We start from the raw sequence: 21150 nt of genomic DNA on the forward strand, positions 1-21150 counted from the left end.
TCCCGCCCGCAGGCGTACGGACCTCCGGCGGGCTCAGCGGCGGAGTACGGCCACGAAGCGCACCGGGGTTCCCGGGACCGCCTGAGCGGCCGCCGGGAGGTCGCCGGGACGCACGACCGCGATCACCGGGTACCCGCCGGTGGTCGGATGATCGGCGAGGAAGACGACCGGGGTGCCGTCGGGCGGCACCTGGACGGCGCCCAGCACCATGCCCTCACTGGGGAGTTCGCCGGAGACGGCCCTCTCCAGGGAGGGCCCTTCCGTGCGCAGGCCGATGCGGTTGCTCGCCGCCGAGACCCGGTAGGAGCGGGTCGTGAACGTCCGTACGGCAGGTTCCGTGAACCAGTCGTCCCGTGGGCCGAGGGTCACCCGCAGGACCAGTTCGGCGGGCGGGGCGCGGTGCGGAACGACGTCCACGCGCGCGTGGAGGGCGCCGGGGTTCCCCAGGGGGAGCACCGCGCCGTCCGTGAGAGGCGGCGGACCGAGCCCCGAGAGAAGGTCGGTCGAGCGGCTGCCGAGCACCGGGTCGACCGCCACGCCACCGGAGACCGCCACATAACTGCGCAGCCCCGCGCGCGCGGAACCGACGTCCAGCAGCGCCCCGCCGGGCACCCGCACGGGAGCTCCCCAGGCGGCGGGGCGGCCGTCCACCGTCACCGGGCAGGGCGCACCGGTGACCGCCACCACGACCGCCGAACGGGGGCGCAGGGAACAGCCGTTGAGTGTCGTCTCCAGCACGGCGGCCCCGTCGGGGTTGGCGACCAGCCGGTTCGCCAGCGCCGCCGCGGGCGTGTCGAGAGCCCCGGAGCGCGGTACGCCGAGATGCGCGTGACCCGGCCGCCCCTGGTCCTGGACGGTGGTCAGGGCCCCGGCCCGCACCACCGCGAAGGCCCGGTCGCTCATGTGCGCCCCACCGGTACGAAGCGGACCCGCGCGCCGGGTGCCAGCAGTGCGGCCGGTACGCGCGCGTGGTCCCACAGCACCGTCTCCGTCGTGCCGATCAACTGCCAGCCGCCCGGCGAACTGCGCGGGTACACACCCGTGTACGGGCCCGCGAGGGCGACGGACCCCGCGGGCACCGCCGTACGCGGGGTCGCCCGTCGCGGCACGTCGTACCGCGCGGGCAGTCCCGTGAGGTAGCCGAAGCCGGGAGCGAACCCGCAGAAGGCGACGCGGAATTCGGCCGCCGCGTGGATTTCCGGCACGTCGCGCACCCCCACCCCCCAGAGGGCCGCCACATCCGCCAGATCGGGACCGTCGTACCGTACCGGGATCTCGACGGCGTCGTCCGCGCGCGCGTCCGGCCGGGGGATCTCCCAGCCGGGCAGCCGTTCCGCGAGCCGCGCGGGGTCGTCCAGACCGTCGAGAAGCACCGTGCGGGCCGCCGGGACGATCTCCCGCACGGACAGCGAGCCCTCCGCGCGGCGCCGCACCAACTCGGCGTGCAGGGCCTGGGCCGCTTCCCCCGAGGAGACCTCGACGAGCAGCGCCCGGTCGCCGACGGGCAGGACCTTCATGCCGTCGCCGAGAGACATTGGGGCCGTACTGTCGCCGAGAGACACCGGGTCCGCACTGTCGTCGACGGGCACCGGGGCCGTACCGCCGCCGGCGGGCCGGGTCCTCATGCGAACGCCTCCACGCGCACGCCGGAGGACGCCAGCCGGGCGCGCACCCGGCGGGCCAGTTCGACCGCGCCCGGTGTGTCCCCGTGCAGGCACAGGGAGCGCGCGCGGACCGGAACGCGCTCCCCGGACAGGGAGGTGACCGCCCCGAAGCGGGCCAGGCCCAGCGAACGTTCCACGACGGCGTCGGCCTCCGTGATCACCGCGCCTTCCTGGGTGCGCGGTACCAGAGTGCCCTCCTCGGTGTACGCGCGGTCCGCGAACGCCTCGGTGACGACGGGCAGTCCGGCCCGCTCGGCGATCTTCAGGAAGCGCGAGGACGGCAGACCGAGCACGGGAAGGTCGGCGCCCGCGAGCACGACACCGTCGACGACCGCCGCCGCCTGCTCCTCGTCGTGCACGACGCGGTTGTAGAGCGCGCCGTGCGGCTTCACGTACGCCACCCGCGAGCCGGCCGCGCGCGCGAAGACCTCCAGGGCGCCGATCTGGTAGGCCACCTCGGCCGCCAGCTCGCCGGGCGGCACGTCCATCGCGCGCCGCCCGAAGCCCGCCAGGTCGCGGTAGGAGACCTGGGCGCCGATCCGCACGCCCCGCTCCGCCGCCAGCTCACACACCCGCCGCATGGTGACCGCGTCCCCGGCGTGGAAACCACAGGCCACATTGGCGCTGGTCACCACGGACAGCAGCCCTTCGTCGTCGGTCAGCCGCCAGCGGCCGAAGCCCTCGCCGAGGTCGGCGTTGAGATCGATAGGGGTCATGAGCCGCCGTGTCTCCTTCTCCGGCCTCTTCAGGCCACTCGGTACTGCTCGTCACGGGTGTCCGTGAGGAACATCTGTCCAGGTGCGTGGGTGATCGCGAACGGCGGCCGGGACGCCATCACGGCCGCCTGGGGCGTCACTCCGCACGCCCAGAACACCGGGATGTCGTCCGGAGCCGCGATCACCGGATCGCCGAAGTCGGGGCGCGAGAGATCCTCGATGCCAAGACCCGACGGATCACCGCAGTGCACCGGACTGCCGTGCACGGCGGGCAGCAGACTGCTCTCCCGGATCGCCGCGCTCAGGTGCTCGGGCGGCACCGGACGCATCGACACGACCATGGGGCCGTGCAGCCGCCCCGCCGGGCGGCACTGACGGGCCGTCACGTACATCGAGACGTTGCGGCCCTGCTCGATGTGGCGCATCGGGACGCCCGCCGAGGTCAGCGCCCACTCGAAGGTGAAGCTGCACCCGATCAGGAAGGACACCAGGTCGGACCGCCAGTACGCGACGACGTCCGTGGGCTCGGCGACCAGCGCGCCGTGCTCCCAGACCCGGTAGCCCGGCAGGTCGGTGCGCAGGTCCGCTCCCGCGGCGAGCGGAGTGGTCCAGGAACCGGCGTCGGTGACGTCGAGGACGGGACACGGCTTCGGGTTGCGCTGGCAGAACAGCAGCATCTCGTACGCCCAGTCGGCGGGCACCGAGATGAGGTTCGCCTGCGCGTGTCCCGCGGCGATTCCGGCGGTGGGAACCGACAGCCCCGAGCGGAACCGGCGGCGGGCCCTCCCGGGGGTCCACGCGTGCGCGTGGCCGAGGGGTTTCGGCAGGCCCGCCGAGCGGTCCCCCGTGAGGGCCGGCGGCCGGACCTGGACGGTGTCGTTCACCGGAGCTCCTCGCCACGCGTCTCGGGGAGTCCGAGCAGGGCGAGGGCGGCGAGGGCGTAGCCGATCGCGCCGAAGACCAGCGCGCCGCCCACGCCCCAGCTGTCGGCCAGGAAGCCGACCGTCGTGGGGAAGGCCGCGCCGACGGCACGCCCCGTGTTGTACGCGAAGCCCTGTCCCGTGCCCCGCACCGCCGCCGGGTACAGCTCGCTGAGGAACGAGCCGAAGCCGCTGAAGATCGCCGACATGCAGAAGCCGAGTGGGAAACCGAGCACCAGGAGAAGGGTGTTGGCGCCGGCCGGGATGTTCGCGTACGTGAGGACGCAGGCCGCGGAGAGGACCGCGAAGAGCAGGATGTTGCGCTTGCGGCCCAGTCTGTCGGTGAGGAGACCGCCCGTCAGGTAGCCGAGGAAGGCTCCGGAGATGAGCAGCGCCAGATAGCCGCCGGTGCCGACGACGGACAGTCCGCGCTCCGTCTTCAGATAGGTGGGAACCCAGGTGGCCAGCGTGTAGTAGCCGCCCTGGACACCGGTGGAGAGCAGGACCGCGAAGAACGTGGTGCGCAGCAGGCCCGGGACCTCGGCCGTGCCGGGCCGGAAGATCGCGGTGAACGAGCCCTTGTCCGCGCTCTTCTCGCGGACCGCGGCCGGCTCGGGGGCGTCCTGCACCTGGCGCCGGACCCAGACCACGAGCAGCGCGGGCAGGGCGCCGGTCCAGAACATCACACGCCAGGCGATGTCGTCGTCGAGGTACTGGAAGACCAGCGTGTAGACGACCACCGCCAGGCCCCAGCCGACGGCCCAGGCGCTCTGGACCGCGCCGAGGGTACGCCCCCGGTTGCGGGGGCTCGCGTACTCGGCGACCAGGACCGCGCCGACCGCCCACTCGCCGCCGAAACCGAGGCCCTGGAGCGCGCGGAACACCAGCAGCGTCTCGTAGTTCGGTGCGAAACCGCAGGCCACGGTGAACACCGCGTAGGTGATCACGGTGATCATCAGGGCCTTCACGCGTCCGATCCGGTCCGCGACCACACCGGCGACGGCGCCGCCGACCGCGGAGACGACCAGGGTGACGGTGGTGAACAGACCGGTCTGGCCGCTGTCGAGGCCGAAGTACGCGGCGAGGGCGACCATGCTCAGCGGCAGGGTGAAGTAGTCGTACGAGTCGAGGCCGTAGCCGCCGAACGCGCCGCCGAAGGCGCGCCGGCCCCGCGGGCCGAGTGCGCGCAGCCAGCCGAACGCGCCTTCCTGATCGGTGGGTTCACCCGGGACGGGTGGCGTGCCGGCGGTCAGGGCCTGGGAGGGAGGGGTCGTGCTCATGGGCACCTCGCAGTGAGGGACGGAGCGTGCGTGAGGACTGAACCGTGCCGTGCGTGCCGTGCGGAAGCCGTGGACGCTTCAGGAGCGCCTCGACCGACAAGGTAGAGGATCGTTGAACGATCCCTCAATACCCGTGTTGTTTCGTTCCTGTATCTGCGGTTGAATTCCGGGCATGGCAGAGCTGACGGAACTGGCCGACGATCGCGCCCTGTTGGGACGCACCAGCACCGCCGAGCGGGTCTCGGACATCCTCAGGAGCCGGATCGCCGAGGGCTTCTTCCCGCCCGGGACGCGGCTGTCGGAGGACAGCATCGGCGGCGCGCTCGGTGTCTCGCGGAACACGCTGCGGGAGGCGTTCCGGCTGCTCACGCACGAGCGGCTGCTGGTGCACGAACTCAATCGAGGGGTCTTCGTGCGCGTCCTCACCGTCGAGGACGTAGAGGACATCTACCGCACGCGGTCCCTCGTGGAGTGCGCCGTGGTCCGCGGGCTCGGCAGTCCGCCGTACGCCGTGGAGGGGATCGCGAGGGCCGTCTCCGACGGGCAGCGGGCGGCCCGCGAAGGTGACTGGAAAGGAGTGTCGACCGCCAACATCCACTTCCACCGCGAGCTGGTCGCGCTCGCCGGCAGCGCCCGTACCGACGAGGTGATGCGCAGCGTCTTCGCGGAGCTGCGTCTCGCCTTCCACATGGTGGACGACCCCCAGCGGCTCTACGAGCCCTACCTCGTGCGCAACCACGAGATCCTCCAGACCCTCCGGGCCGGCGACCGCGACGGCGCGGAGCGCCTCCTCGCGGGCTACCTCGACGACTCCCGCAAGGGCCTCGTCGAGGTCTACGCGCGCCGCGTGGCCGACGGGGCCCAGGGCACCGGCTGACACGACGCCCGTCCGGTCCGCGCTGCGTGCTACGGGATCAGCCGGGGTGGGTCCCGGCGCGGGGAGCGCTCTGCCCGGCGGGACGAGCCGAGTCGTGGTCGGGCCTGGGGCGGATCGGCTTCCGGTGGGCGGGGTCGTGTGTGGCGTCGGTCATGCGGGTCGGCGTGCGAGTGGCCGGTCGGGCCGGGCGGGCTGCCGGGCCGGGCGCAGGTCGGGTGCGGGTCGGGTGCCGAGGGATCGGCCGGCGCGGTGGGACTTCGACTTCGACGGCGGGACACGGCCATGCCGTGCCCGGCCCCGTGCCCGGGGCTCTCTGGCCGGGTGTCCGCCGCGGCCGGGCCCCAGCCGCGGCGGGCCCGGGGCAGGGGGCGGACCGGCTGGGCGGGGGTGGTTCGCGGGGGCTGGGGGACGGGCGCGGGGCCGGTCGGGGAGGCGGGTTCGTCGCCGGGGCGGGGAGCGCGGTCGCTTCTGCGCCGTTTCGACCGTTGTCGGACCGAGGACCTAGTCTGTGCACCGTGACTTCGCCTGCATCGACGGACAGCGTTCCGTACCAGCTCAGCGCGGGGCCGCGCCCGGCGCCGGGCCCGGCCGCCGACGAGGGCCTGGCACGGCGGCTGCGCGCGCTCGCGTGCACCGCGCCGCTGCACGACCTGGACGTGCGCAAGGCGAACCTCGCGGGTGAGTACACGGTGTACGGCATGGCCGAGGTCGCCCTCGCCGCCATCGATCTCGTCACACTGAACATGGACTTCGACACAGGCGCCGACCACGACCAGATAGTGGCCAGGCTCATCCCGCGCATCGCCGCCCAGGCTCCCGGGCGCCCGGTCGCCGAGCACGAGCGCGTGGCCCGCTGGGTCCTGGAGAACCTGATCAACGTCGGCAGCGTCGACCGGGGTTTCCGGGCGGTGTACGGCACCTTCGCCCCCGACGGCACCTATGTGCGCCGCGACTACGACTTCAAGCTGATCGAGGAAGTGCCGGGCTACGGGGGCAGCGTCTACCTCCGTACGACCGACGAGGCCGTCAACGTCCTCGTCGGCGCCCTCGACACCGACGTCACCAGCGCCCAGATCGCCGCCGAGGTCAAGCTGGAGGTCCTGATCAGCCGCGGCCGGCTGGCCGACGCGCAGCTCGCCGCCGAGCAGGCGCGCTACCGGACCGTGCAGTACGCGGAGACGCTGCGCAAGGCCCTCGACGCGACCCGGCGCAACGTCCGGGCCGTCGACTGGCTCCAGGCCGTGCCCGACATGATCGCCGAGGCCCTGGACCACGTCGCCGACCGGTACCGCCACGAGAACGCGATCCTCACCAACATCCGCAAGGCCCGGGACGAGTCCGAGGACCCCGAGCAGAAGCGGCGCGCCGCCGAGCTCGTCGACATAGTCAAGGACTGCATCCGCCGCCACACCCAGCTCCAGTCCCGCCTCCTGGAGGCCGGTCCGCTGTTCCGCGCCGAGCAGGACCGGCAGGCCTTCGGTACCCCCATGACGACCTCGGGGATCGACCTCTACGGCCATCTGGTCGCGCCGGTGCTGCCCCTGCCGGTGGAGCGGGCGCTGCGCGTCACCGACGCCTTCTTCGCGCGCGGGACGGGCCTGCGCACACCCGTCGCCGTACGCGTCGGGGACCTCGTCGACATCCTGCTGACGCCGCCGCTGGAGCGCGAGCACCTCGGGGCGGAGATGCCCGAGCCCGACCTGATCGCGACACCGGACGACAGCCGGTTCAGCGCCGAACAGCTCGCCTCCGCCAAGGAACTGCTGAATCTGCCCCCCGACGCGCCGCGCCGGCTGTCCGGGCTGCTCGCGGAGGCCCGCCGCCGCGATCCCGAGCTGCCCTACCTGGTGGCTCTGCTGGCCGTGCACGCCGCGAGTCCGCCGGTCGGCACCGCCTACCGGCAGGGCGAGGAGCGCCTGCTGTTCGCCGTGGACGACGGGACCGAGCTGGACGATCCGGAATTCGGCGGCGCCGATCTGATCGTCGGCATGGCCCTGCTCGACGCGGCCGGGATGAAGGCGGACCGGGCATGAACCGTCCGCCACGAGAGCCCGGGCGGCGCAGATCGCCCCGGACCCCCGCGTCCGGCCCCGGCGGCCGCCCGCTCGGGAGGAGGCCGCACCCCACCGGCCCGCGAACCCCGCACGGGGCACCCGACCACACCCGCGTCCGTAACCTCGGACGTCCGAACCCCGTACTTCCGCACAAGGAGTCCCAGCCGTGACCGAGCACGTCGAGTGGAGCGAACCGGAGGCCACCGCCGCACCGGCGAACGCCCCCGTCACCCCTGCCGACGCCGCCGACGCGGCGCGGCTCGTCGCCTTCGGCCTGCAGCCCAAGCTCCAGCCCGCGCGCGACCAGGAATACGCCGAGCTGCTGCGCCGCTACCGCGAGGACCCGCCGTTCGCGCGGCTCGCCGACGCGGTCGCCGCCGGCCTCGGACTGGTCGTCCTCGAGGTGTCCCCGCGCGCGGGGATGGCGGTGACCGCCGCCGAGGACTCCGTCTTCGCCGTCCGCATGGGCGACTACGCGCGACGCGCCTCGACCGACTCCGGCGACCGGTTCCTGCACGGACTCGCCCACCTCGCCGTGGCCGCCATGGCCTTCCCCCGCCCCGAGGACCTCGCGGACGACGGCTACATCGGGCGCGTCTCGGTCAACGGTGTCGACGCGTTCGTACGACAGGCCTGCCGGCGCCTGGAGGAGCGGGCCGAGGAGACCGGCGAGAACACCGACCCGGCGACCGACGCCCCCGGCCTGGAGGCGGCCTGGCGGATCTGGGCGCGGCGCAGCTCCACCGGGGCCACCAAGGACGCGAGAAGACTGGCCGGCTCGACGACGGGCATCATCGCCAAGGCCGTCGCCTTCCTCACCGAGTCCGGTTTCCTCCAGCGCACCGGCGACGACTCCGGCGGGACGTACCGGACGACGGCCCGTTATCAGCTCCAGGTCCGTGACATGGCGGGCAGCGCGGCCATGGCCGAACTGCTGGAGCTGGGCATCGTCCCGGTGACCGACGGCACGGCGACGCTGCTGCCCGCCGAGGACACCGACGATCTGGAGCTGGCGGCCGGAGCCGGACTGCCCTTCCACTCCTGACGTCCGCCGGCCGTCACCAGGCCCCCCACGACCTCACCTCCCCACACGACTACGAGAGTCCGCCGCCATGTACGAGCTGTCCCGGGTCCGCCTCTACTCCATCGGGCCCGCCGGTGCGCGCTACGCCGACACCGTGCTGGACCTGCGCGGAGTCGGCGAGCCCGTGCCCGACCCCGCGCCCACCCAGGCGGAGTTCTTCGAGGAGGAGCCCGTCGGCCCGCCGCGCCGGCCCGCGCCCGCCGGCGTGCTCTTCCTGGAGAACGGCGGCGGCAAGTCGGTCCTGCTCAAGCTGATCTTCTCGGTCATGCTCCCCGGCCACCGCAACACCCTGGGCGGCGCCAGCTCCGGCGTGCTGCGCAAGTTCCTGCTCGCCGACGACTGCGGACACGTCGCGCTGGAGTGGCAGCACACACTGACCGGTGAGTGCGTGGTGGTCGGCAAGGCGAGCGAGTGGCGTGGACGGCAGGTCTCCAACGACCCGCGGAAGTTCGCCGAAGCCTGGTACTCGTTCCGGCCGGGACCGGGCCTCAGCCTGGACAACCTGCCCGTCGCCGAGGCCACCGCGGTACGGCCGCCGGTCGAGGGTGCCTCCGGGGCGCAGGGGCGGCGGCGCACCATGAAGGGCTTCCGCGACGCGATCACCGAGGCGGGCAAGGCCTACCCGCACCTGGAGGTGCACTGGGAGGAGATCCACGACCGCTGGAACGAACACCTCGGCGACCTGGGCCTCGACCCCGAACTCTTCCGCTACCAGCGGGAGATGAACGCCGACGAGGGTGAGGCCGCCGGTCTCTTCGCGGTCAAGAAGGACTCCGACTTCACCGATCTCCTGCTGCGCGCGGTCACCGACACCCGCGACACCGACGGGCTCGCCGACCTGGTCGGCGGCTTCGGCAACAAGCTGGGGCGCCGCGCCGAACTCATCGCCGAGCGCGACTTCACCGCCGGTTCCGTGGACCTGCTCGGCCGGATCGTCGACGCCGCCGGGACACGGTCCCGCGCGCGCGACATCCACACGAGCGCCGAGCGGCGGACGAGGACACTGGCACGCCGGCTGTCCGCGCGGGGCGTACGCGAACGCGTGCGCGCCGGTGAGCTCGCCCAGCGCGTGACCGCCGCCGCGTACGCCGTCACCCACGCCGAGGGCGCCCGCGAGCGCAGCGCGCTGATCGCCGCCGAACTCGCCTACCGCCACGCCTCGCTGGCCCTCGCCGGCGCGGAGAAGTCGGCGGCCGCGCAGAAGCGCGAGCTCGCCGACGCGCGCACCCTGCACGCCGCCTGGCAGGCCGCCGAGGCCGTGCTGCGCCACCGTGCCGCCGCCGACCGCTCCACCCGCGTCGCCGACGCGATCCGCGAGGCCGAACGGGACGCCGCTCCCGCGCTCGCCGCCCGCGCCCGGGCCGCCGTCGACCTCGTCCGCGCCCTGCACCGGGCCGCCGAGGGCGCCGAGTCCCTCGCCAACGAGGAGGAGGAGCGGTCCGCAGGACTCCAGGAGGTCGGCGAGACGGCACACGCCGACGCGACGGCCGCCGCCACCGCCGCGCAGCGCGCCCGCAGCGAGGTCGGTCATCTGCGTCAGCGGCTGGCCGAGGTCGAGCAGGAGACCGCCGAGGCGGTCCGGGCCGGCTGGCTCGACGACAGCGCCCCCGACGCCGACCCGGCCCGTGCCGCCCTCGCCGCCAGCGACGCCGAGAAGACGGCCGTCGCCGCCTGGGACATCGCCCGCGAGGCCTCACGGCGCGCCGCCGACCAGGCACGGGAGGCGGCGTCCGCCGAGTCCCGCGCCGAACTGACGGCGGCCCGCGCGGCCGACGCGGCGACGGCCGCGGAGCGGTCCTACGAAGCGGAGCGGCACACGGCGGAGGCCCTGGCGGAGGAGGAACGGCTCGCCGAGCTGCTGAGCATGCCGGGCGCCGACACCCGCCGCGCCGTTCCGAGGCCCCGCCGCGACGAGGAGTCGGACGGCCCGGCCGACTCCGCGGGCGGTGCGCCGCTGGCTCCCGAGGAGCTCGACCGGTACGCCGACGACCTCCGCGAACTCCTCGACGAAGGCGTCGCCTCCGCCGAGCGGCAGCTCTTCGAACTGCGCACCGCCGCGGCCGACGACGCGCGGATCCTCGGGGCGCTCGGCGACGGCGGGCTGCTGCCGCCCGGCCCGGACGTCCTCGCCACCGTCGAGTACCTCGGCGAGCACGGCATCCCCGCGCTGCCCGGCTGGCGCTACCTCGCGCAGGCCGTCGACCCCGTCGACCACGCGCGGGTACTGGCCGCCCGGCCCGAACTCGTCGACGGCGTGATCATCACCGACCCGGACACCCACGCGCGGGCCCGCGAGACCCTCACCGACGCGGCGCTGCTGCCACGCTCGGCCGTGGCCGTCGGCACGGCCGCCGCCCTGCTCGCCCCGACCCCGGCCGCCGACGCGGGCGACGGCGGCGTCTTCCTCGTACCGCCGAACCCGGCCATGCACGACGAGCACGCGGCCGACGAGGAACGCCAGACGCTGCGGGCCCGCACGGGCCTGCGGGACGAGGAGATCCGCAGCCTCGCCGCCCGCCTGGGCAAGGACCGGGAGCTGGCCGCGCGGCTCGCTTCCTGGCGCACCGGCTGCCCCGCCGGTCGGCTCGCCGAGCTGGCCGCGACCGCGGGTGACGCACGCGCGTTCGCGGAGGAGGCCGAGGCCGAGCTGACCGAGGCCCGTACCCTGCGGGCGGAGGCCGACGAGACGGCCGCCGACGCGGCCCATGAACGCGACGAGCGTCAGGAGGCCGCGCAGAAGGCCCGGCGCGCCGCCGACGCCCTCGCCGGACTCGCCTTCCGGCTCCGCGAACGTGCCGGATGGCAGGTCAAGGTGCGCGAACTCGCCGATGAGGCGGCCGAGTCGGAGGCCCGCGCCCAGGTGTGCCTGGAGCGCGCCCGCGCCGCGGACGAGGACCGCCGGGCCACCCAGCGGGCCGCCGACGACGCCCGCCGCACCGCCCGCGCGCTGCGCGCCGAGCGCGCCGAGATCGCGGGCGCTCCCGACGAGGTGACCCAGGACGGGACGGCGGCGGCCAGGACCTCGCTGCCCGCACTGCGGGAGGCCTACCGCGCCGCTTCGCAGCTGTACGAGAAGGTCGGCGTGGGCGCCGACCTGAGGGCCGAGCAGGCACGGGCCGAGAGTGACGAGAGCGCGGCGCTCGCGGAGCTGGACCGGCTCAGCAACAAGGTCCGCACGCGCGCCGCACAGCTCCTGGAGGCACCGGACGGCTCCGACGGGCCCTCCCGGCAGGCCGCCGCGGCACGCGCCGAGGAACTGGTGCAGCTCCTGGAGACCCGGGTGTCGACCGCGAGCGAACAGCTCGGGCGGCTGCGGGGCGAGGCCGAGCGGCATGCGCCCGAGGACGGCGAGACGCACACCGAGCTGGCCGAGGAACTGGTTCCGGGCGACGCCGAGCACGCACAGACCCTGCTGCGCACCGCCACCACCGAACTGGCCTCCCGCACCGAGGCGTTGAACCGGGCCCGCGAGGCCCACGCGGAGTTCCTCGACGCCCATCGGTCCGCCGAGGACGCGGCCGGCGGCTTCGACGAGACGTCCGCCCTCCTCCGGGACCTGATCCGCGAACACGCCGACGAGGACCAGGAGGAGTCCGAGCCCTACCCCGGCACCCTCGAAGAGGCACGGAACTCCGCCGCGGAGAGCCGCCGTTCGCTGCGTGGCTGCGCCGCAGACCTCTCCACGGCCGAGGCCGCCGTCCGCGAGGCGAGCGACATCCTCGTCCGGCACGCCAACTCCACCCGCTACGAGCAGGTGCGCACCCCCGCCCGGCAGCAGATCCGCGAACTGCCCGCCTCCTCGCTGCCCGAGCACGCGCAGAAGTGGGCCGACGCGTTCGCGCCCCGGCTGCGCGTGCTCACCGACGAACTGGAGCAGCTGGAGCGCAACCGCGACTCGATCGTGGACCGGTTGCGCGGGCTGGTGGAGTCCGCTCTCGCCACCCTGCGGTCAGCGCAGCGCCTGTCCCGGCTGCCGGAGGGACTCGGGGAGTGGTCCGGGCAGGAGTTCCTGCGCATCCGCTTCGAGGAACCCGACCAGGCCACCCTCACCGAGCGGCTCGGCGAAGTGGTGGACGAGGCCACCCGTGCGGCGGTCAAGAAGAACTCCGACATGCGGCGCGACGGCATGTCGCTGCTGCTGCGCGGGGTGGGCGCCGCGCTCCAGCCCAAGGGTGTCGCCGTCGAGATCCTCAAGCCGGACGCCGTGCTGCGCGCCGAACGCGTCCCCGTCGGGCAGATGGGCGACGTGTTCTCCGGCGGCCAGCTGCTCACCGCGGCCATCGCGCTGTACTGCACGATGGCCGCGCTGCGCAGCAACGACCGCGGCCGGGACAAGCACCGGCACGCCGGCACCCTGTTCCTCGACAACCCCATCGGGCGCGCCAACGCGACGTATCTGCTGGAGCTCCAGCGGGCCGTCTCGGACGCGCTCGGCGTCCAACTCCTCTACACGACCGGCCTGTTCGACACGACCGCGCTCGCCGAGTTCCCCCTCGTCATCCGGTTGCGCAACGACGCCGACCTTCGCGCCGGGCTGAAGTACATCAGCGTGGAGGAGCACCTGCGGCCGGGCCTGCCGCGTGAGGCGCCCGCCGGGGAGACCGTGCACACCGAGATCACCGCGACGCGGATGTTCAAGCGCCCGGCGCCGGTCACCCCGTAGTCCTCGTGGGGGAGGCCGCGGGGAACCGCGGTCCGTCCGTGAAGCGTCGCGCCCAGGCGGCGGAGCCGCATGTCGCCACAGCCCCGCACCCCTCGCGGGGCTGTGGCAAGGTCGGCGAGGCGCTGCTCCGTTCTCCGTGTCTCTACGCGTCCTCCTTCAGCATGTCGGAGCACTTCTCGCCGATCATCATGGTGGTGATGCACGGGTTCACGGAGATCAGATCCGGCATCGCCGAACCGTCGGCGACCCGCAGACCCCCGACCCCCTTGACCCGCAGCCGCGCGTCGAGCGGGGCCGTGGTGTCGTCGTCCGCGCCCATCTTCACGGTGCAGGACGGGTGGTAGACGGTGTTGTGGGTCTTGTGGATGTAGTCCAGCAGCTCGTCGTCGGACCGGAGGTCCGGCCCGGGGGCCAGCTCCGCGCCCGCCCAGCCGTTCAGCGCGGGCCGGGAGACGATCCGCCGTGCCAGCTTCAGCCCGTACGTCATCACCCGCGCGTCGTGTTCGTGCGTGAAGTAGCGCGGGTCGACCCTGGGTTTGTCCCGGTAGTCGCGGGTGCGCAGCCGCACGGTTCCGCGGGACTTCGCGCGTGTGACGTTCGGGGTGAGGCAGAACGTGTTCTCCGACGTGGGGAATCCGTGCCGCGCGGTGTTCATGTCGAACGGCACCGAGCCGTAGTGGAACATCAGGTCCGGCCGGTCCAGGCCCGGTTCGGTGTCGTAGAAGATGCCCGCCTCCCACCACTGGCTGGACGTGGTGGGCATGGGCTGCTTCGCCTCCCACATGATGACGCCCTCGGGGTGGTCCTGGAGGTTCTCGCCGACGCCCGACGCGTCCACGATCGCGTCGACCCCGACCCCGACCTCGCGCAGCGGTCCGGCGGGCCCGATGCCCGACCTCGCGGCGGGCGCGGACCGTCCTGGTGTGGATCAGATCCGGGTCGAGGTACTCGGCGCCCACACACCTCCGTCCTTCCAGGACCAGCTTCTTCGCCCGCACCCCCGTCCGTACAGAGAGGTTCGGCCGCTTGCCCATGACCGGGTGGAGGTACGCGACCGACGAGGACTGCCGGATGTTGTTCTCGTCGGAGTTGATCTGGAACCAGTTGGCGCCCCGGACCACCGTCGTACCGGTGTTGAACGGCGTGGTCGGGATACCCGCCTGTGCGCACCCCTCCAGCAGGGCCGCGCCGCAGGGGTCTTCGCCCTTCAGCGTGCGCACCTTCACCGGGCCGGTACGGCCGTGATGATCACCCGGAGCGTCGTTGGACTCCAGCCGCCGGTACAGCGGAAAGAGGTCGGCCGAACTCCAGCCCGTACAGCCCGCGGAGGCCCAGCCGTCGAGATCCTCCGCGGGAGCCCAGAAGGCGATGCAGGAGTTGTGCGAGGAGCAGCCGCCGAGCACTTTGGCGCGGGCGTGCCGCATGAAACTGTTGCCGCTGGCCTGCGGTTCGACCGGGTAGTCCCAGTCGTAGCCGGATTCCAGCAGTCCCATCCAGCGGTCCAGTCTGAGGATGTCGTCGTCGCCGACGTCGCTGGGTCCGGCCTCCAGCACACACACCGTGACGGACGGGTCCTCGCTGAGGCGGGCCGCGACCACATTGCCCGCGGTACCGCCGCCGACCACGACATAGTCGAACTCATCGTCGATCATGAGCTGTTGACCTCCTTCAGCCGGCCGCCGGAGCGGTGAGCGGAGCGGGGGCGGCGGTCCGCAGCCGGTGCTCGTCGAGGACGCCGGTGCGGTGGCGCCGGATGAACCAGTAGTAGGCGAAGCCGCCGGCCCCGATGACGGCGACGAACAGCACCGCGCCCCAGCGCAGTACCAGTGGAACGGTGCGGCGGCGTTGTACACCTCGGCGCGCGGCCAGATCAGGTTGACCGTCATGGCCGCGCCCCGGACCACGGCGACGATGTTGACGACAAGGCCCCAGCGGCCGAGCGAGAACTTTCCGTCACCCGCGGGCAGCCGGGACACCAGCATCGGCACGGTCACGCCGAGGTAGGCGAGATAGATCATGACGATGCCGATACTGGTGACCACCGTGAAGATCTGCGGCCGGCGGATGTTCACGACGAGGATCGCGACGGCCAGGACGCCGATGATCACCGCCGGCAGCACCGGAGTCTTGAAGCGCGGGCTGACCCGGGCCATCAGCGAGGACCCGGGCAGGTTGTTGTGCCGGGACATCGCGAACGCCAGCCGGATCGCCGCCGTGTGCACCGCGAGCGCGCACACCGTGACCGCGATCAGCACGCACCACAGCATCGCCTTGCCCGCCGTCGGGCCGAGCACATCGAGCACGATGTACTGCAGGCCCTCCGTCGACAGCTTCTCCCCCTTCAGGCTGGAGACGCTCATCAGCGCGAGCAGCAGCACCAGACCGCCCAGGACGAACGAGGCGACGATCGCGCGGATGATGGCCCGCGGGGCGTTGCGTGAGGGGTCCAGGGACTCCTCGCCGAGCGAGGCCGCCGTGTCGAAGCCGTACATCACGTACGCCGATGCCAGCGAGGCCACCAGGAACGCGCCCAGATAGCCGGCCGAGTGCCCGGTGCCCGTGCCCGCCGTATCCGTGACCACCTGCGGCCCTCGGGTGATGTGGACGGCGAACAGCACGATGAGGACCACGGTGGCGATCAGCTCGATGAAGACGCCCGCGCTGTTGATGGTGGCCATCAGCTTCACACCGAAGGCGTTCACCAGGGTCGTGAAGAGGATGAGCACCGTGGCCAGGACGACGGCGTTGGTCGCGACGTCGTACTTCCCGGTCCCGTCCCCGACGAACTGGAAGACGGAGGATATCTGCGGGAGCGTCAGCTGATAGGCGAGCGCCACCGCCGAGATCGTCACGATGGAGGCGATCAGCATCATCCAGCCGGCCAGCCAGCCGAGATGCGGATTGCCTATCTTCTTCGACCAGTTGTAGACGGATCCCGCAACGGGATAGCGCGCGGCCGGCTCCGCGAAACAGAGCGCGACCATGAACTGCCCGGCGAAGACCATCGGCCAGGACCACCACTAGGCGGCACCGCCGCCGGCATCGCCGAAGTAGAAGAGCTGGAAGGTGCCGGTGAGGATGGAGATGTAACTGATGCCGGCGGCGAAGGTGTGGAAATTGCCGAGGGTGCGCTTGAGTGCGGGTCTGTAGCCGAACTCGGCGAGCTCGGCGTCGTCGTGGTGTGGGCCGGACGGTTGGTCTGTGGTTGTCATGAGCGGACTCCAGGTGGGCCTGGAGGCGGGGTGAGGGAGCGGCTCGTGCGGGTGCGGGTGCGGGTGCCGGGTTCTATGAGGGAGCGGTACGCGGGCGATGTCCGCGTTTCTTGTGCCGGGGCGGCCGGGTGGGCCACCCCGGACGATCCGGATCAGGCGAACCAGCCTTGCGGGGACGGGTCGGTGTTGCGCCAGATGTGCTTGGCCTCGCGGTACTCGGCCAGCCCCGAGGGTCCGAGTTCGCGGCCGAGGCCGGACTGCTTGAAGCCTCCCCACTCGGCCTGCGGGACGTAGGGGTGGTAGTCGTTGATCCACACCGTGCCGATGCGCAGCCGGGCGGCGACGCGCTGCGCCTTGGCCTCGTCGGTGCTGAAGACGGCGCCCGCCAGTCCGTAGACCGTGTCGTTGGCGAGGCGCACCGCCTCCGCCTCGCCGCTGAAGCGCTCCACGGTGAGCACGGGCCCGAACGACTCGTCCTGGACCACGGACATGTCGCCGCTGCACTCGTCCAGGACGGTCGGCGGATAGTAGAAGCCCGCGTCCAGGCCGGGCCCCGTCGGCCGTGCGCCACCGCAGCGCAGCACGGCTCCCTCCGCCAGGCCCTTGGCGACGTACGCCTCGACCTTGGCGCGATGCGCCGCCGAGATCAGGGGCCCGGTCTGTGCCCGCTCGTCGAACGGCCCGCCGAGTCTGATCTCCGAAGCCCGTCGTACGACCTCGTCGACGAACCGGTCGTGCAGCGTGTCCTCGACCAACAGCCGCGCGCCCGCCGAGCAGACCTGCCCCGAGTGCAGGAAGACCGCGGTCAGGGCCATGTCGACGGCCGTCTCGAAGTCGGCGTCGGCGAACACGATGTTCGGGTTCTTGCCGCCGAGTTCGAGCGCCACCTTCTTGACCGTCCCGGCAGCGGACGCCATCAGCCGGCGTCCGGTTCCCAGACCTCCGGTGAAGGAGACCAGGTCGACATCCGGATGGTCGGCGAGCGGGGCGCCCGCCTCGGGGCCGGCGCCCAGCACCAGATTGGCGACGCCCGGCGGCACTCCGGCCTCTTCCAGGAGCCGCATCAGATGGATCGCCGTGTGCGGAGTCAATTCGCTCGGCTTGAGCACGAAGGTGTTGCCCGCGGCGAGCGCCGGCGCCACCTTCCAGGCCGCCTGCAGAAGCGGATAGTTCCACGGGGTGATCAGCCCGCAGACCCCGACCGGTTCGTACACGACACGGCTGTCGACGCTCGGCGTGCCCGTCTCGATGACCCGGCCGGTCTCGGCGGCGGCCATACGGCCGAAGTAGCGGAAGCAGTTGGCGATGTCGTCGATGTCGTACTCGCTCTCGACGAGCCGCTTGCCGGTGTCCAGTGACTCGGCGCGCGCGAGGGCGTCCCTGTCGCGGACGAGGAGGTCGGCGACGCGCAGAAGCAGGTCACCGCGGTCCGCGGCCGGGGTCGTGGGCCAGGGCCCCTCGTCGAAGGCGCGGCGCGCGGCGGCGACGGCCTCCACCGTGTCCTTGCCGCCCGCCTCGTCGACGACGCCGACCAGGGAGCCGTCGGCGGGACAGCGGATCTCCCGGGTGCCCTCGTCGAGCGGGCCCCGCCAGGTTCCGTCGATGTACAGGTCAGGCACGTGGGCCTCCCAGTTGCGCGATCAACCACTCATGGAAGATCCCGATGTGATGCTCGGTCGGAACCAGGACACCACCGTTGCGATAGGCCCGGGACGCCATCGCAGGCTGTGTCCTCTCGCAGGCTTCGAAATCCTGCTCGTTCACCCGGTGGAAGAGCTCCACCGACCTGGACACGTCCGCACCCGACTCGACGACCTCCGGGGCGTAGAGCCAGTCGCACTCGACGACCGTACGGTCCTCGGCGAGCGGGAACATGCGGTGCAGGATGACATGGTCCGGGACCAGATCGACGAAGACCGTGGGTTTCACCGTGATCGCGTAGTAGCGGCGGTCCTGTTCGTCCGCGACCTCGGGCAGTCTGGCGAAGCCCTCGCTGCCGTCGACCGTGAAGCCCCTGATCTCGCGCCCGAATTCGGCGCCATGGCCCACGTAGTACTGCGCCGCGTACCCCTGCGCGAACTCCGGGAGAACCTCGGTCAGTTCGGGGTGGATCGTCGCGCAGTGATAGCACTCCATGAAGTTCTCGACGAGCAGCTTCCAGTTCGCCCGCACGTCGTAGGTGATGCGCCGGCCGAGTGCGAGGTTCTCGGCGCCGTAGTGCTCGATGGCCGCCGCGCTGCCGAGCCGCTCCAGGGCCGCGCCCGTCACCGTCTCCTCGAAGGAGGGCGGCTCTCACCGCGGTGGAGGGCACCGCTGCATGACCGCCGTGACCCCTCCCGACGGACGCGGCTTCGGCCCCGCGGCCGGTATCGACGCCACCCGCCCCGCGTCCCGGCCCATCGCCCGAGTGGGCCGCCTCGGCCGGCGCTGCCGAGGGGGCCACCCGTGCAGGGTGGGACACATGAGCCGCATCAGGTGCTCGAGTCCTACGAGCGTCATGGGCCGCTTGAGCTCCGAGCGTCACTCGAACTGTGTTCGTCGCGTGAGTGCCGTGCGGCCCGGTGCCGTCGGGCGGACCCGATGAGGAGTGTGACAGTCGTCGGTGCCTCCCTCTCCGGTCTGTACGCCGCCCGCGAGCTGCGTGCTCAGGGCTGCGACGGACGACTGACGATCGTCGGAGAAGAATCCCATCGCCCCTATGACCGGCCTCCCCTCTCCAAGGACTTCCTCACCGGTCGCGCCGGCGAGGACCAACTCGCTCTGACCGACTCCGAGGAGTGCGCCCGGCTCGACGCCGAGTGGCTCCGAGGCGTACGGGCCCGCGGTCTCGACGCCCGTGGCCGCACCGTCCTCCTGGACGACGGCCACGTTGTCTCGTCGGACGGGGTCGTCATCGCCACGGGTGCCTCCGCCCGCCGCCTTCGCGGTGACGGCCTCCTCGGCGTCCACACCCTGCGCACCCTCGACGACGCCCGTGCCCTGCGCGCGGAACTCGCCGCGGGACAGCGCCGCGTCGTCGTCATCGGCGGCGGCTTCATCGGCGCCGAGACCGCGTCCTCGTGCGCCGCCCTGGGCCATGACGTCACCGTCGTCGAAGCCGCCCCGCTGCCCCTCCTTCCCCAACTCGGCCCGGACATGGCAGCCGTGTGTGCCGCACTGCGCCGGCGCGCGGGCACCCGTCTCGTCACCGGAACCGGGGTCGCCGGGTTCCGGGGGAGCCGCGGCGCGTCATCCGGCGCGGTCAGCGCAGTGAAACTGGCCGACGGCCGATCCCTGCCCGCCGATGTCGTGATAATCGGCGTCGGCGCCACCCCGAACACCGGTTGGCTGGCGGGCTCGACCCTCGACGTGAACGACGGAGTGCTCTGCGACGACGGCTGCGCGACCGGACTCGCGCAGGTCGTCGCCGTCGGTGACGTGGCCCGGGTCGGCGGCACCCGCGCCGAACACTGGACGTCCGCCACCGAGCAACCTCGGGTAGCGGTGCAACTTGCTCGCCGGATGCACCGTGGCGACCTTGCGGTCCCTGCCCTACTTCTGGTCCGACCGATACGGTGCTCGGATCCAGTTCGCGGGCCGACGCCAGGAATCGGACACGGTCCGGATCGTCGAGGGAGCCCTCACCGACGGCGGACCGGCGGAGGGCGGCTTCCTCGCCCTCTACGAGCGCGGCGGCCGCACGACAGGGGTGCTCGCGGTCGACCGCCCCCGTCCCTTCATGCGCGTCCGTCGTGAACTGGCGCGCAGCGAGGACCCGGTGGAGCCGGCGCCACTGTGACGACGTGACTCCGGTGACCGCCGGACGATGACGGGCAGACGGGCAGACGGGCAGACGGGCGCGAGGGGGTAGGCGGTGGTCCGTCCGTTTCCCTTCCGTCGCGGGCCCCTGCGTCTTCCCTTGCGCTGGAGGCCGTGCGTCGGTCGATCGCGTGAACGGTGCATCCCTCGCGGCCTCGTCGCGACCCTCCGCTCCTGCTTCCGCCCGTATCCGAGGCTCAGAGGGCTGCCGCTCCGCTACGAGTGCGACAACTGTCCGGCCCCGCCCCGCCTGCGTATCCGCTCCTGGGTCCGTTCCGAGATCCGCGCCTGACGCCTGGCCCTGCGGCGTTCGCGGCGGAGTGCACGCGCGGTGCTGCTCGGCACCGACACCACGCCGTTCCGCTGGTTCCACACCTGTCGTGTCACCCAGACGTCCAAGGCGGCCCACGTGGCGACGACCGTACTCGCCACACTGCTCAGGACCATCGGGAAGGCCAGCCAGGACTCCGTCACCGTGCACAGGAAGGCCACCACGGCCTGTATCAGCGTCACCGCGATGATGAGCACCGCGCGGACGGCCGACGTACGCACCGGGTCGGGCAGCCTGCGCCTGCGCGCGGGCTCCTCGATCCACAACGGCCGGTAGTACGCCCGCTCTTCGTGGTCCTCATGTCCGTCCGTGGCAGCGCCCTTCCCCTCAACTCGGCCGCCCCTGTCGGCGGCGGTGTCCTGGAGGTCCGCTGTGCCGGGTCCGCCCTTCGTGCTCCGCCACCCGTCCGGCCGACCGTGCCCAGCTGCCGGAATGCCGTGATCCGGTTCCCGGGTGGCCAGTTGTGCCGCCTCGCGTGCCGCAACCCCAGTAGCGGGTGCCCCGTTCCGCTCCGCCGTGCCCATCACCTTGTCACTCCCCACCGCCCAGCA

Annotated in this window: 11 protein-coding genes and 4 pseudogenes; 5 read left to right on the plus strand and 10 right to left on the minus strand. The window is 72.7% G+C overall.

The genetic code is table 11. From position 1 onward, the window contains the following. Positions 1-33 precede the first annotated feature (33 nt). The 5 genes from ACIQRL_RS23185 to ACIQRL_RS23205 form a co-directional block, all read right to left on the minus strand. A complete protein-coding gene (locus ACIQRL_RS23185) occupies positions 34-903 on the minus strand; it encodes a biotin-dependent carboxyltransferase family protein (protein WP_401334367.1) in 870 nt (289 codons plus the stop codon). After that, complete coding sequence (locus tag ACIQRL_RS23190; protein WP_401334494.1) at positions 900-1517, minus strand: allophanate hydrolase subunit 1; 618 nt, start codon at positions 1515-1517, stop codon at positions 900-902. The genes ACIQRL_RS23185 and ACIQRL_RS23190 overlap by 4 nt, the downstream gene beginning before the upstream one ends. 104 nt (positions 1518-1621) lie before the next feature. Continuing rightward, the gene (locus ACIQRL_RS23195) at positions 1622-2380 is read right to left on the minus strand and encodes a LamB/YcsF family protein (protein ID WP_401334370.1); all 759 of its coding nucleotides are present in this window, start codon (positions 2378-2380) and stop codon (positions 1622-1624) included. Positions 2381-2409: 29 nt separating this feature from the next. Further along, a complete protein-coding gene (locus ACIQRL_RS23200) occupies positions 2410-3207 on the minus strand; it encodes a putative hydro-lyase (protein WP_401334495.1) in 798 nt (265 codons plus the stop codon). 53 nt (positions 3208-3260) lie between these two features. Continuing rightward, positions 3261-4580 carry an MFS transporter gene (locus tag ACIQRL_RS23205; RefSeq protein ID WP_401334372.1) on the minus strand — a complete coding sequence of 440 codons (1320 nt, stop codon included), beginning with the start codon at positions 4578-4580 and terminating at the stop codon, positions 3261-3263. A gap of 172 nt (positions 4581-4752) precedes the next feature. Here ACIQRL_RS23205 and ACIQRL_RS23210 point away from each other — a divergent pair, with 172 nt between their 5' ends. The 4 genes from ACIQRL_RS23210 (at position 4753) to ACIQRL_RS23225 (ending at position 13258) form a co-directional block, all read left to right on the plus strand. After that, complete coding sequence (locus ACIQRL_RS23210) at positions 4753-5457, plus strand: GntR family transcriptional regulator (protein WP_401334375.1); 705 nt, start codon at positions 4753-4755, stop codon at positions 5455-5457. 515 nt (positions 5458-5972) lie between these two features. After that, the gene (locus tag ACIQRL_RS23215; protein ID WP_401334377.1) at positions 5973-7490 is read left to right on the plus strand and encodes a hypothetical protein; all 1518 of its coding nucleotides are present in this window, start codon (positions 5973-5975) and stop codon (positions 7488-7490) included. Positions 7491-7677: 187 nt separating this feature from the next. Then, entirely contained in the window at positions 7678-8556 is an 879-nt protein-coding gene (locus tag ACIQRL_RS23220; protein WP_401334380.1) for a hypothetical protein, read from the plus strand. Between the two features lie 67 nt (positions 8557-8623). After that, positions 8624-13258 (plus strand): hypothetical protein, encoded by a 4635-nt coding sequence (locus ACIQRL_RS23225; RefSeq protein ID WP_401334383.1) that lies wholly within the window; start codon positions 8624-8626, stop codon positions 13256-13258. A 142-nt stretch (positions 13259-13400) separates the two neighbouring features. Here ACIQRL_RS23225 and ACIQRL_RS23230 read toward each other — a convergent pair. The 4 genes and pseudogenes from ACIQRL_RS23230 to ACIQRL_RS23245 form a co-directional block, all read right to left on the minus strand. Then, a pseudogene (locus tag ACIQRL_RS23230) lies at positions 13401-14910 on the minus strand (GMC family oxidoreductase). Positions 14911-14926: 16 nt separating this feature from the next. After that, positions 14927-16470: pseudogene (locus ACIQRL_RS23235) on the minus strand (APC family permease). Positions 16471-16622: 152 nt separating this feature from the next. Then, a complete protein-coding gene (locus ACIQRL_RS23240; RefSeq protein WP_401334385.1) occupies positions 16623-18089 on the minus strand; it encodes an aldehyde dehydrogenase family protein in 1467 nt (488 codons plus the stop codon). Further along, positions 18082-18762: pseudogene (locus tag ACIQRL_RS23245) on the minus strand (SRPBCC family protein); the annotation flags it as partial. The gene ACIQRL_RS23240 and the pseudogene ACIQRL_RS23245, both read right to left, overlap by 8 nt. Positions 18763-19050: 288 nt before the next feature. Between ACIQRL_RS23245 and ACIQRL_RS23250 the strand changes: the two are divergent. Then, positions 19051-20248: pseudogene (locus ACIQRL_RS23250) on the plus strand (NAD(P)/FAD-dependent oxidoreductase). A 236-nt stretch (positions 20249-20484) separates the two neighbouring features. Here the strand turns inward: ACIQRL_RS23250 and ACIQRL_RS23255 are convergent. After that, positions 20485-21123, minus strand: a complete 639-nt coding sequence (locus tag ACIQRL_RS23255) for a hypothetical protein (protein WP_401334497.1) — start codon at positions 21121-21123, stop codon at positions 20485-20487. Positions 21124-21150: the final 27 nt, after the last annotated feature.

Source organism: Streptomyces sp. NPDC091209, from assembly GCF_044757755.1.
Lineage (GTDB): Bacteria > Actinomycetota > Actinomycetes > Streptomycetales > Streptomycetaceae > Streptomyces.